This is a genomic window from Cupriavidus gilardii (genome assembly GCF_013347325.1).
Classification (GTDB): domain Bacteria; phylum Pseudomonadota; class Gammaproteobacteria; order Burkholderiales; family Burkholderiaceae; genus Cupriavidus; species Cupriavidus gilardii.
On record NZ_CP054624.1, the window covers coordinates 1,673,793 to 1,685,282 of the forward strand.

Consider the following 11,490-nt stretch of genomic DNA (forward strand, 5'->3'; position numbering starts at 1 on the left):
GTACTGCCTGGGCTGCCCTCGTCCGACGGCTCACCCTCGAGACTCGCTGCGGTCCGGCGCGACCCGGATCCGGTTCTCGATATCGGAGACGCCCTGGCAGGCGTCGACACACTCTTCGATCTGCCGGCGTGCCGTGCGGCTGCCGACCTGGCCTTCGAGCGTCACGTGGCCGCCTTCGACGCGGACCGATACCTCGCTGACATCGAGCCCCGCGCGCCATAGACGCTCGCAGACCCGATCCAGAATGCGCTCGTCCGAATAGCGGATGCGGCTGCCCGCACTGCGGCCGGCATCGCCTTGCCGCTGATAGCTCGGGTTCTCGTTCTTGAAGCCGCCGTAGCTGCTTTGGCCGGGATCGGCACTGCGGCTGCGCACCTCGTCGCCAGACCGGTCGGTGCGGGTCCCCGGCGCGGCAAACGGTGCCCCGGTGACACAGCGTTCTCGCGGATTGCTGGTGGATTGCTGCATGCGTCGGCTCCTTGTGCTCCGGTTGCATCGGATCGCCGCGGACCGGCGCTTCAGCACTGCGCAATCCGCGGCTTCGAGCCCAGACGCAATATCCATACCGCCGCCGCCGCGGTTGCGAAACGCACGCTGGCACCATCGCCCGATGCCGCTGCCTGCGTGCTTCCGGCGTTCGGAATTTCATGCGGGGCCGCTTTTTACACGCTTTCCGAATGTCCGGCGCGGTCCACCCGGCAAAGCGTGCAGATTTGACCAGGGCCGCCGATGGCATGGAATCTGCACACGCGCAGTCGTGAACTGGGAGGAAAACGAGATGAATGCCCATGAGGAGGCCGCACGCTTTCTGCTGCGGCATGGCCTGCAACTGGCTACCGCGGAATCGTGCACGGCCGGCCTGATCGCCGCGCGCATTGCCGATGTGCCCGGCTGCGGCGACGCGCTGCGCTGCGCGGTGGTCGCCTATGCGCCCGCGACCAAGCATCGCGTGCTCGGCGTCGCGCCGGAAACGATCCGGCGCTACGGCCTGACCAGCGAAGAGGTATCGCTGGCGATGGCGCGCGGCGTGCTCGCGCTGACCGATGCCAATCTGGCCATCGCCAATACCGGCATTGCCGACGGCAAGGGCGACGACGGCACACCACCCGGTACGCAGTGTTTCGCCTGGATCTTCAGGCAGACCGGCCGCGGCAATGGCCGTACCGTCGAGTTCTCGGAGACCGTGCGCTTGCGCGGCAGCCGCAACGAGGTCCGCGAGGCCGCCGCCGAATTCGCGCTCGCGCAGATCGGCCGCTATTACGCGCTGGCGCAGCAGCGGGAACGCTGACCGAACCGCGGCGCCAATGGACGCGCCGCTGCCCTCTCTCCAGCCCTCTCTCCAGCCCTCTCTCCAGCCCTCTCTCCAGCCCTCTCTCCAGCCCCTCTCTCCAGCCCTCTCCCCAGCCCTCTCCTGCAAGCGGGAGAGGGGCCGGGGGAGAGGGCATCGGGCGCTGGCAGGCCGCAGCGCCTGCGCCAGCTCAGGCGCGCCGCGGCAGCTGGCAGGCCGGCAGGAACAACGTCACCGTGGTCCCCTTTCCAGGGGCCGAACGCACCGTCACCGCGCCGCCGGCCTCGCGACAGAAATCCGCGACCTGGCTCAGGCCCAGACCCGTGCCGACCCCGTCCGGCTTGGTGGTGAACAGCGGCTCCAGCGCCCGGTCGGCGACATGAGCCGGCATGCCGATGCCGCTGTCGCTGACCCAGAGCCGCACGTAGACGCCGCGCATCGGCGTCGCGGTATCGGTGCGGGAATCGTCGGCCGGGTCGCCGGCTGGCTCGTCGGTCCGCTCGACGGGCCGGTGACGATCGGCCCCATCGGCGGAATCCTCCGGCCCGCGGCACGCATCCAGTTCCGGCGGCAGCGTCGCCGCGCCGCCGCAAGCCGCGCCCAGATTGGCGGCGCCGATCTCCAGCAGGCCGCCCTCGGGCATCGCATCGCGCGCGTTGGCCGCGAGGTTCAACAGCGCCAGGCCGAGTTCGCAGCGGTCGGCATGGACCGGCAGGCAATCGGGACTGACCGCATAGCGCAACGCGATACCGGGGCCGAGCGTCGCGCGGATCAACGGGTCGCATTGCTGCAGCTCCTCGGCCAGCGCGATCGTCTCGCGGCGATGCTCGCGCCGCCGCACCACGCCGAGCAGCCGGTCGGCCAGCAGCGCGCCGCTGGCCAGGCTCTTGCGGATGCCGGCCAGCGCGGTACGGTGGGCACGGTCCGTCCTGTGAACGCAATCTCCTCGATCCGCCCGGTCGGCCCGGTGCACGCTATCGCCCCCGCCGCGATGTCCCGCCCCGCCGGTCCGCAACATCAGCACATCGGTATAGGCCGAGATCACCGCCAGCACATTGCGGAAGTCGTGCGCGACCGAGCCGATCAGCTGCCCCATCGCCTCGAACTTGCGCGACTGCCGGTAGCGCTTCTCCAGTTGCTCTCGACGCGCGCGTTCCTCGCGCCACCGCCGCCGCACCGCCTCCTCCGCGCGGATGCGCCGCAGCGCGCTCCACAACGACAGAGACAGCACGGCCGAGACGATGGCGGCGGCCAGCGAGGCGGGCGCCATGCGCCGCCACCAGGCGCGGTAGACGACGCGATACGGCACGCTGACCATCGCACTGGCTACCCCGTCGCCGACCGGATGGACCGCGAGCAGCCAGGCATGGCCGTCGGCGCGCCCGGTCCGCTCCGGCCCATCGCTCTGGCTCAGGTGCCGTACCTGGCCGGCGAACCGCGCCGCATCCGGATCGGGCCATGGATAGGCCGCCAGCACCGCCCCGTCGCCGCGCACCAGCGCCGCGCGGTAGCCGTCGGTGTTCTCGAGCAATTGCCGGTAGAAGTCGGCGAAATAGGAAGGCCGCAGCGAGATCGACACGATGCCGGCAAGCCGTTGGCCGTGCATGCGCGGCATGCTGGCCTTGAACACCGGCTCGGGAATCACGCCGCCGATCAGCACCGCGGACAGGTGCGAGGACTCGTGCTCGACCATGATGGCGCGATAGTCCTCCCGTCCCGCGATATTGAGCGGCGGCGCCGGATACAGCAGGCTGCTGGCCAGCAACGTGCCATCGTCGCCGAAGATCCCCAGCGCAAAGGCCTGCGGCAGATCGCGGCCCATCCGCGCCATGCGGCGATGCAGCTCGAGCTCATGGTGCCGGATGTCGGCGTTGTTCCAGTGCGCGGTCAGATCGCGCAGGCGCTGGTCGGCGAGGCGGTTGCTTTCCATCACCTTGCTGGCGTGTTCCTGCACCACCCGCGCGAGCAGCACGCATTGCCGCTCGGCATCGGCAAACGCGTCGCGCAGCGCGAGCCAGCCCCAGCCGGCGAGCATGCACAGCGGCAACAGAACGGTGCCGGCCAGCAGCAGTGCGGCGACGCGGCGCCGCAGCGGGTAGTCGGCCTGGAGCGCGGCTTCGGGCTCGGTCTGCGACCGAGTGTGCAAGGTCCTGGCTGGATTGGAGGTGTCCATGGCGAGAGCCGGGCGCGGCATCATGTCGCCGTTCGCCCGGGTGCGGGCCAGCTTAGTGAGCGCTGCCGATGCAGCAAGACCGGCCGCGCCAGAAGCTATAGTTGCCGCCCGCCGGGCGCCGCCCGAGGACGATGCGCCGGGACGACCGGGTCGCCAGGAGGCGTCGCGCCGCTTGACCGACGAATTACAACGTCCATGTAAAACCGGCCGAAAAACCGGCGCAATCGGCGTCGGGCGGCCCCGCATGGCGCATGTGCAGCAGCCTTCGCGACTGGCATGGTTAGTGCTCGATCGCGGGAAGTGCAACTTGCCTTCCGCGGAGTGGACGCATGGCAACAGAATCACGGCCCGGGACCGAATCCCCCCATGGCGGCGACCCCGTCGGCCAACGCAACGATCAGGGCGGCAGCAAGAGCGCGGGCCCGACCCCGGCGCAGGGCGCGCCCGATGCGGGCGGCCGCAACGAGCGGCGCGACGGCCAGCGCGACGGCCAGGGCAATGGCCAGGCAAATGACCAACGCAATGGCCGACACGATGTCGAACGCGACGGCGGCGGCGGGTCCCCGCGCGAGTCCGACCCGGCCGGCGGGCGCGACCTTCCGGATGAAAACGGCGAGCCGCCATCGGTCAAGCGCCCCGGCGGCAACCCCGAAGAAAGTGAGCCACCGGTGGAAAACATCTGAAGCGGTCGCAAAAACGTCCTAAAACATTAGAGCCATTGGAACCGCCAGAGCACGCCGCCATCAGCACGCAGCCATCCCCGGCATGCGGTCGCGCGCCCCGGATCCCACCGGATCCGTTCGACCTCCGCCTCCTTGCCACGCCGAGATCGCCGTGTTTGCCCAAGCCCGTTCGCCAAACCGCCCGCACATCGTGAAATCCACCCTCCCCTCCCCAGAGGATCCGACCGCCATGCTCGCGGCCCTGGGCGACCTGGCCGCGCTCTGCGGGCAGGCACTCGAAGCCGCCTCGGTGAGCGCCGCCGATCCGCAATTGCGCGCGCTGCTGATCCATCGCGCCAACCTCCAGCGGCGCGCGGCCGCCGATCTGTCGCAACGCGCGGCCGGTGCGCCGGGTGCGGCGCCGCAGGGAGATGGCGCCGCGCATCGCGAGCGCCCCGGCGATACGCCGCTGCAACTGGCCTGCCGCCGCGCGGGCCGTTCGGTCGCGGCGTGCGGCGCGCTGCTGCGCGGCGAGCTGGACGATCCGATGCTGCGTCCCTGGCTGATCCGCTATTACCACGAAGCGGCCGACCTGCTGCGCGTGCTCGAGCAACTGACGCGCGAGCAGTATCCGGCCACCACGCGCCGCTCGCCGTCGCGGCCGACCGTCAACCGGCCGCTGCCTCACCGCTAGTCCGCCAGGTTCACGCCGATGCCAACGAATCCGCCGAACTCCCCCAATCCGCAACATCCCCATGCCGATCTGCGCCGCACGCCCGCCGATGCAGGGCCGGCGGCAATGCCGCCCGTGGCCCGGCCTGCCTGGACGCGCCTGCTCGACGCGCTGGCGATGACGCTGCTGGTGATCGCCGGCGTGCACGAGGCGATCATCTGGCTCGGTGGCGAAGGCTGGCTGGCGCGCTTGCCTAGCGCGGGGGGCAGCGACAATGCGGTGGTGGTCGGCGTGATCTTCGCGCTGGCCGCTGCCTATGGCGCCTACCTCGTCGTGCGCAGCTGGCGGCGGGTAGGCTGAGCAGCCAGGCGCTCGCCTCACTGATCCCGCATCACCCTTCGGTCGCCACCGCCGCACCCTGCTCGCGCTCGACGCCATGCCGGCGCCGCCAGCGCCAACAGCGGTAAAACTCCTCGACGAAGGGCAACACGCCGCATAGCGCCGTCGCGGCCAGCACCGCCGCGACATACCAGCCGTGCAACGGCGGCTGTTTCGGCGTCAGCGAGAAGTCCGGGGCCCGATCGCCGAGCCCGAACAGCGCCAGCGCCTGCGGCCAGTGGGCGACGGCCACCAGCGCCAGCGCGGACAACGGCAACACCTCGAGCAGACCGTGCATATGCTGCTCGGTCGGGCCGATGATCCGGCGCCCATAGGTGTAGTGGACATCCCACCAGGCAGTGGCCGCATGCACGACCACCGCGACCATCATGATCGCGAGCACCAGCGCGTTGATTTCGAGGAACAGCGCGAGCAGCACCGGCACGCCGACCTCCGCAAGCATCAGCAGATGCAGCGCCGATTCGTAGGTGCCGGCATTGCGCTCGATCCGCTCGCGGCGATGGCAGGCCCAGTCGCCCAGTCCCGCCAGCAGCCACAGCGGGACCAGGCCATACATCAGGATCAGCGTGGCCGCCTCAGCCATCGTCCCCGCTCATCGCATGCGCGTGCGTCGCATGCCGAGCGCCGCGGCGAGCGCCAGCGAAGCGCCGACCACCATCGCGCCGGTCATCACCGGATGGCGGGTGCTGGCCGTATAGGGGCAGGTGCGGACCACGTGCCGGCGCCCCTCGCGCTCGACCAGGTCGTTGGTGGCCTGGAACAGCGCGTTGTTCTCGCGCGGGCCGGCGGGCCGGGCGGTGCACTGCGCACGCCCCAGGAAGCGCCGCATCACGCGGTCGTACAGGCCCGGCATGTGGTAGGCGGCGGACGACATCGCCTTGGACGCCGCGCCGACGAACATGTCGCGGCGCGGATGCTCCGCGGCGAACAGGATCGCCTCGGCGGCCATCTCTGGATCGTAGACCGGCGGCGCCAGTTCCGGCTCGACGTCGAGATAGTTCTTGGCGTGACTGGCGAACGGCGTGTCGAGCGCGGCCGGCTTGATCAACGTGACGGAAACTGGGGCACGCTCCTGTTCGAGCTCCAGCCGCAGCGAATCGGTGAAGCCCTTGATCGCATGCTTGGACGCCGCGTAGGCGCTCTGCAGCGGCAGCGGCACGTCGGAGGCCTCGCTGCCCATATTGATGATCGCGCCCCCGCGCTCGCGCAGATGCGCGGCCGCGACCAGCGAGCCATGGACGACGCCCCAGTAGTTGGTATCGAACAGCTTGCGCTGGTCCTCCACCGGGACCTCGTTGTAGCGCCCGTAGATCGTCACGCCGGCGTTGTTGACCCAGGTATCGAAGCCGCCAAAGCGCTCGATCGCGGCCTGCGCCAGCGCCTTGACCGCCTGCAGATCGCCGACGTCGGTGGGCACGGTGATCACTTCGGAGCCGGTCTCGCGCAGCTGCTCGGCGAGCTGGTGCAGCGCCTCTTCGCCGCGGGCGGCGAGGACCAGCCTGGCGCCGCGCGACGCGGCCTTGCGCGCGGCGAGCAGGCCCACACCGCTGGTGGCGCCGGTGATCACGATGACCTGCGATCCGATTTTCTTCAGCGTCATTCTCATCTGCTTGCTACTCCAGCGGCCCGGGGTGTCCATCGACGGCGTCGCGGCGTCGCACGACACGCGTGGCGGCCGGCACGGGCCTTGCCGCCGGCAACTCTGTTCGTCTCGCAAGGAGCGTTCCCGGCGCCGCACGGGAAATGCCGTGCCCTCTGGCGCAATGCCATCGTGCATCGCTAGCGCGTATTACAAAATGCTGCAATTTCGCCATGGGGCCGCGCATGGCTTTACCGGGGCGCGCGCAGATCTTGACGTGCGGCATGGAAACCGGACGAGAAGCGATATAACGCTTCTCCTGATCTTCGCGACATCAACAGCCTGAGAAGTCGCACGCTGGCATGCAAGCTGCAAACACGGTGGCTTTACTAGCGAGCGGATCGCGGCTGTGACGGCTGGCAGCTCGCTCCCCTGGGAGCCAACCATGCAAAGGATCGCGTTGATCAGCGAGCACGCTTCCCCTCTGGCCGGGCCGGGCAGCGTGGACAGTGGAGGACAGAACATCTACGTGGCGCAGCTGGCGCGCCATCTCGGCAAACGCGGCTATCCGGTCGACGTGTTCACGCGGCGCGACAAGGGCCTGTTGCCGGAGGTCGTGGCGTTCGCGCCCAACGTCCGCGTGATTCATGTCCCCGCCGGCCCCGCGGTGCACGTGCCGAAGGAACAGCTATTGCCTTATATGGACGAGTTCGGCGCCTACATGGCCGAATTCATGGCGCGCGATCGCGTCGGCTATATGGTGATGCACGCAAACTTCTTCATGTCGGGGCTCGCGGCGCTGCACGTCAAGCAAAAGCTTGATATTCCGCTGGTCATGACCTTCCATGCCCTCGGCAAGGTCCGGCGCCAGCACCAGGGCAGCGCCGACGGCTTCCCGGACTGCCGCTTCGAGATCGAGGAGCAGCTGGTGCGCGAATCGGACTGCGTGATCGCCGAGTGCCCGCAGGACCGGCACGATCTGATCCGGCTTTACGGGGCCGACCTCGGCACGATCGAAACGGTGCCCTGCGGCTTCGATGGCGACGAATTCTCGCCGGTGCCGCGTACCGAGGCGCGCCGCGCGCTTGGCTGGCCTTCGCATGAATTCTCGGTGCTGCAGCTCGGCCGCATGGTGCCGCGCAAGGGCATCGACAACGTCGTGCGGGCAATGGGTGAACTGCGCCGTGCGTTCGGCCTGCGCGCGCGGCTGTACGTCGTCGGCGGCAATTCCGACCAGCCGAGCGCGGCGGCCACGCCCGAAATCGGCCGCCTGCAGAAGATTGCCGCCGAGGAAGGCGTGGCCGATGCGGTCACCTTCGTCGGCCGGCGCGGCCGCGACCAGCTGCGGCTGTTCTACAGCGCGGCCGATGTGTTCGTCACCACGCCGTGGTACGAGCCGTTCGGCATCACGCCGGTCGAGGCGATGGCCTGCGGCGTGCCGGTGATCGGCGCCGCGGTCGGCGGCATCCGCAGCACCGTGCTGAACGGCCGCACCGGCTACCTGGTGCCGCCCAACGATCCGGCGGCGCTGGCGGCGCGGCTCGCGCGGCTGGCCTGCGATCCGACGCTGGCTGAACGGATGGGCGCATCGGGCCGCCGCCGTGCGCACGCGCATTTCACCTGGGCCGGCGTCGCCGCGCGCATGGAAGGCGTGTATGCGCGGCTGGCCGGCGTCACCATCGACGAAACGGCGCAAACGCCGCAAGCCGCGGCTTGAACGGAGCGACCTCATGAAAGAAGCCAACCGACGCCGCGTGCTGGTCACCGGAGGCGCGGGCTTTCTCGGCTCGCACCTGTGCGACCGGCTGGTCCAGGCCGGCCACGATGTGCTGTGCGTGGACAACTTCTATACCGGCAGCAAGGACAACATCGCGCACCTGCTGCGCGAGCCCAATTTCGAGCTGATGCGTCACGACGTGACCTTTCCGCTCTATGTCGAGGTCGATCAGATCTACAACCTGGCCTGCCCGGCCTCGCCGGTCCACTACCAGAGCGATCCGGTGCAGACCACCAAGACCAGCGTGCATGGCGCGATCAACATGCTGGGGCTCGCCAAGCGCGTGAAGGCGCGCATCCTGCAGGCGTCGACCAGCGAGGTCTACGGCGACCCCGACTGTCATCCGCAGCAGGAGTCGTACTGGGGCCATGTCAACCCGATCGGGCCACGCTCCTGCTACGACGAGGGCAAGCGCTGCGCCGAGACGCTGTTCATGGATTACCACCGCCAGCATGGCGTCGACGTTCGCATCGCGCGGATCTTCAACACCTACGGGCCGCGCATGCATCCGGCGGACGGCCGCGTGGTGTCGAACTTCATCACGCAGGCGCTGTCGGGCCAGCCGCTGACCGTCTATGGCGACGGCTCGCAGACGCGCTCGTTCTGCTATGTCGATGACCTGATCGAAGGGCTGATCCGGCTGATGGAAGCGCCGGGCGACCACAGCACGCCGATCAACCTGGGCAACCCCTGCGAGCTGTCGATGCTGGAGATCGCACGCAAGGTGCTGGCGGCGACCGGCTCGTCGGCACCGATCGTGATGCGGCCCTTGCCCGAAGACGACCCGCGCCAGCGCTGCCCCGATATCACGCAGGCCGGCCAGCAGCTGCAATGGGTGCCGCGCATCGACCTGGACGAGGGGCTGCGCCGCACCGTGGCCTATTTCGCCGAGCGGCTGGCGCGCGGAGCCGGCATGCCGGCTCCGGCGGTCAACGACACCGTGGCGCAGCAGGCCGATGGCATTGCCGCGGCGGGACAGGTCGCGCAAGCCGCCGCAGGCATGGCGACGCTCGCGCCGCGGCGCGGCGCCGCTGCAACGCCGAGGGGAGCGACGCGATGAACGGCAACATCACCTTCCTGGTCTACCGGCTCGAATGGCATCGCCGCCGTGCCGAAGCACTGCACGCGGCGCGCAACGGCCGCCTGCGCGACCTCGCCGATCTGCCCGCGTGCAAGGTCTACTGGGCCGCCGATGCCTTCGCACACCGCAGTCCCGCCGCGCCGCCGCGGATCGTGGACCTGCAAACCGAACCGGAATGAACCATGTCGCTGTCGGTCTCCATTCCCCTGGTCGTGATCTCGCCGCACCTGGACGATGCCGTGTTCAGTTGCGGCAACCTGCTGGCGGCATGCCCCGGCTCCGTGGTCGTCACCGTGTTCGCCGGCGTGCCGCCGGTCGACATGCCGGCGCCGGACTGGGATCGGCGCGCCGGCTTTTCCAGCGCGGCGCAAGCGGTGCTGGCGCGGCGCGAGGAAGACCGCGCCGGCCTTGCCATCCTCGACGCGCAACCGGTCTGGCTCGATTTTCTCGACAGCCAGTACAACCGGCGCCACACCGCCGGGGAGATCGCCGCGCAGCTGTCGAAGGTGATCTCGCTGCATAACGCCTGCGCCGTGGTGGCGCCATGCGGTCTGTACCATTCCGACCATACGCTGGTGCACGAAGCGTGCGCGCGCCTGTGGCGCGAGCGCGATCACGGCGGACCGCCGTGGCTCTATTACGAAGAGGCGATCTACCGGCGCAAACCCGGCATGCTGCACAAGCTGCTGGCGCGCTGGCACGCGGCCGGCACCGTATCGACCCCGGTGGACCTGGCCATCGGCGAGCACACCGCCACCAAGGCCCGCGCCTGCAACGCCTACGCCAGCCAGCTGGCGATGTTCGATTCGAATACGATCAGCGATCTGAGCGCGCCCGAGCGCTATTGGCAATGGGAGGCCAGCGCCGGCGATTCGACCGAGGCCCAGGCCGCCTGCACCAGCGAGGGCAGCGCGTGAACGCAGCGGATGGCATGACGGCGCCCGCGCCGGGCCGCGGCCGTCGTATGCAGGCGCAGGGGGATACGCGCGTCAGCGTGGTGGTGTTGACGTACAACCGCCGCGAATGGCTGCGCGCCACGCTGTCGCGCCTGTGCGCGTTGCCGGAGCATCCCGCCATCGCCGTGGTCGACAACGGCTCGAGCGACGGCACCGCGGACATGGTGCGCAGCGACTTTCCGCAGGCCGCGCTGCTGCGGCTGCCGGCCAACCTGGGCGCGGCGGCGCGCAATGTCGGCGTGGACTGGGCCCGCACGCCCTATGTCGCATTCTGCGACGACGATACCTGGTGGCATCCCGGCGCGCTGAAGCTGGCCGCCGACACGCTGGACCGTCATCCCGACGTCGCCGCGCTGACCGCGCATCTGATGGTGGTGCGGGAAGACAGCGCGCCGCAGAGCGACCCGATCAGCCGCATCATGGCCGACAGTCCGTTGCCTTCGTCCGGGCTGCCCGGCAAGGCGATCCTCGGCCTGCTGGCCGGCGCGACGGTGTTTCGTGCCGACGCCTACCGCCGCGCCGGCGGCTACCATCCGCGGCTCTTCATTGGTGGCGAGGAAACGCTGCTGGCACTCGATCTGGCGGCACTGGGCTGGCATCTGGTCTATTGCCCCGAGCTGATCGCCTACCACCAGCCCTGCCCGATCCGCGCGCACCGGATGCGCCGCCGGCTGCTGGCGCGCAATGCGATCTGGTCGGCGTGGTTGCGGCTGCCCGCCGGCGCGGCGCTGCGCGAAAGCCTGCGCATGGTGCCGGCGCTGCTGCGCGAAGGCGGGCTGGTCGGATGCGTCGATACCGCGCGGGGGCTGCCGTGGGTATTGCGCGAGCGTGCGGTGATTCCGCCGACGGTGCAGCGGTTGCGGCGCTATCTGGGGTCGGCGCAGATGCGGTGAGGGGTGGGG

13 protein-coding genes are annotated in these 11,490 nt (G+C 69.8%); 9 read left to right on the forward strand and 4 right to left on the reverse strand.

Annotated elements, in window-relative coordinates; genetic code table 11:
- Nucleotides 1–30 precede the first annotated feature (30 nt).
- Entirely contained in the window at nt 31–468 is a 438-nt protein-coding gene (locus tag FOB47_RS07635; protein ID WP_244959197.1) for a BON domain-containing protein, read from the reverse strand.
- Nucleotides 469–778: 310 nt separating this feature from the next.
- Here FOB47_RS07635 and FOB47_RS07640 point away from each other — a divergent pair, with 310 nt between their 5' ends.
- Nucleotides 779–1,288, forward strand: a complete 510-nt coding sequence (locus FOB47_RS07640) for a CinA family protein (RefSeq protein ID WP_174780487.1) — start codon at nt 779–781, stop codon at nt 1,286–1,288.
- Between the two features lie 190 nt (nt 1,289–1,478).
- On the opposite strand, the gene FOB47_RS26275 is transcribed toward FOB47_RS07640, so the two are convergent.
- Nucleotides 1,479–3,461 carry an ATP-binding protein gene (locus FOB47_RS26275; RefSeq protein WP_174780488.1) on the reverse strand — a complete coding sequence of 661 codons (1,983 nt, stop codon included), beginning with the start codon at nt 3,459–3,461 and terminating at the stop codon, nt 1,479–1,481.
- A gap of 329 nt (nt 3,462–3,790) precedes the next feature.
- On the opposite strand from FOB47_RS26275, the gene FOB47_RS07650 reads away from it, so the two are divergent.
- The 3 genes from FOB47_RS07650 (at nt 3,791) to FOB47_RS07660 (ending at nt 5,156) form a co-directional block, all read left to right on the forward strand.
- Entirely contained in the window at nt 3,791–4,144 is a 354-nt protein-coding gene (locus FOB47_RS07650; protein ID WP_174779613.1) for a hypothetical protein, read from the forward strand.
- Nucleotides 4,145–4,373: 229 nt separating this feature from the next.
- Nucleotides 4,374–4,817, forward strand: coding sequence for a hypothetical protein (locus FOB47_RS07655; RefSeq protein ID WP_053823634.1), 444 nt, complete (start codon nt 4,374–4,376; stop codon nt 4,815–4,817).
- An 18-nt stretch (nt 4,818–4,835) separates the two neighbouring features.
- Entirely contained in the window at nt 4,836–5,156 is a 321-nt protein-coding gene (locus FOB47_RS07660) for a hypothetical protein (RefSeq protein WP_053823633.1), read from the forward strand.
- 31 nt (nt 5,157–5,187) lie between these two features.
- On the opposite strand, the gene FOB47_RS07665 is transcribed toward FOB47_RS07660, so the two are convergent.
- Both FOB47_RS07665 and FOB47_RS07670 read right to left on the reverse strand, forming a co-directional pair.
- Complete coding sequence (locus FOB47_RS07665; protein WP_174780489.1) at nt 5,188–5,778, reverse strand: diguanylate cyclase; 591 nt, start codon at nt 5,776–5,778, stop codon at nt 5,188–5,190.
- Nucleotides 5,779–5,787: 9 nt separating this feature from the next.
- Nucleotides 5,788–6,801 carry an SDR family oxidoreductase gene (locus FOB47_RS07670; protein ID WP_174780490.1) on the reverse strand — a complete coding sequence of 338 codons (1,014 nt, stop codon included), beginning with the start codon at nt 6,799–6,801 and terminating at the stop codon, nt 5,788–5,790.
- Between the two features lie 418 nt (nt 6,802–7,219).
- Between FOB47_RS07670 and FOB47_RS07675 the strand changes: the two genes are divergently transcribed.
- Genes FOB47_RS07675 through FOB47_RS07695 form a run of 5 tightly spaced genes read left to right on the forward strand, consistent with a single transcriptional unit; the run spans nt 7,220 to nt 11,481 of the window.
- On the forward strand, nt 7,220–8,491 hold the full coding sequence (locus FOB47_RS07675) for a glycosyltransferase family 4 protein (RefSeq protein ID WP_174780491.1): 1,272 nt from the start codon (nt 7,220–7,222) through the stop codon (nt 8,489–8,491).
- A gap of 13 nt (nt 8,492–8,504) precedes the next feature.
- Nucleotides 8,505–9,611, forward strand: coding sequence for a UDP-glucuronic acid decarboxylase family protein (locus FOB47_RS07680; RefSeq protein ID WP_053823630.1), 1,107 nt, complete (start codon nt 8,505–8,507; stop codon nt 9,609–9,611).
- Entirely contained in the window at nt 9,608–9,811 is a 204-nt protein-coding gene (locus FOB47_RS07685; RefSeq protein ID WP_174780492.1) for a hypothetical protein, read from the forward strand. The genes FOB47_RS07680 and FOB47_RS07685 overlap by 4 nt, the downstream gene beginning before the upstream one ends.
- Nucleotides 9,812–9,814: 3 nt before the next feature.
- Entirely contained in the window at nt 9,815–10,549 is a 735-nt protein-coding gene (locus FOB47_RS07690; protein WP_053823628.1) for a PIG-L deacetylase family protein, read from the forward strand.
- Between the two features lie 14 nt (nt 10,550–10,563).
- A complete protein-coding gene (locus tag FOB47_RS07695; protein ID WP_174780945.1) occupies nt 10,564–11,481 on the forward strand; it encodes a glycosyltransferase family 2 protein in 918 nt (305 codons plus the stop codon).
- Nucleotides 11,482–11,490 lie beyond the last annotated feature (9 nt).

Coding starts and splice junctions, on each gene's coding strand:
- FOB47_RS07635 (WP_244959197.1), bottom strand. CDS start 468: ATGCAGCAATCCACCAGCAATCCGCGAGAACGCTGTGTCACCGGGGCA.
- FOB47_RS07640 (WP_174780487.1), top strand. CDS start 779: ATGAATGCCCATGAGGAGGCCGCACGCTTTCTGCTGCGGCATGGCCTG.
- FOB47_RS26275 (WP_174780488.1), bottom strand. CDS start 3,461: ATGGACACCTCCAATCCAGCCAGGACCTTGCACACTCGGTCGCAGACC.
- FOB47_RS07650 (WP_174779613.1), top strand. CDS start 3,791: ATGGCAACAGAATCACGGCCCGGGACCGAATCCCCCCATGGCGGCGAC.
- FOB47_RS07655 (WP_053823634.1), top strand. CDS start 4,374: ATGCTCGCGGCCCTGGGCGACCTGGCCGCGCTCTGCGGGCAGGCACTC.
- FOB47_RS07660 (WP_053823633.1), top strand. CDS start 4,836: ATGCCAACGAATCCGCCGAACTCCCCCAATCCGCAACATCCCCATGCC.
- FOB47_RS07665 (WP_174780489.1), bottom strand. CDS start 5,778: ATGGCTGAGGCGGCCACGCTGATCCTGATGTATGGCCTGGTCCCGCTG.
- FOB47_RS07670 (WP_174780490.1), bottom strand. CDS start 6,801: ATGAGAATGACGCTGAAGAAAATCGGATCGCAGGTCATCGTGATCACC.
- FOB47_RS07675 (WP_174780491.1), top strand. CDS start 7,220: ATGCAAAGGATCGCGTTGATCAGCGAGCACGCTTCCCCTCTGGCCGGG.
- FOB47_RS07680 (WP_053823630.1), top strand. CDS start 8,505: ATGAAAGAAGCCAACCGACGCCGCGTGCTGGTCACCGGAGGCGCGGGC.
- FOB47_RS07685 (WP_174780492.1), top strand. CDS start 9,608: ATGAACGGCAACATCACCTTCCTGGTCTACCGGCTCGAATGGCATCGC.
- FOB47_RS07690 (WP_053823628.1), top strand. CDS start 9,815: ATGTCGCTGTCGGTCTCCATTCCCCTGGTCGTGATCTCGCCGCACCTG.
- FOB47_RS07695 (WP_174780945.1), top strand. CDS start 10,564: ATGACGGCGCCCGCGCCGGGCCGCGGCCGTCGTATGCAGGCGCAGGGG.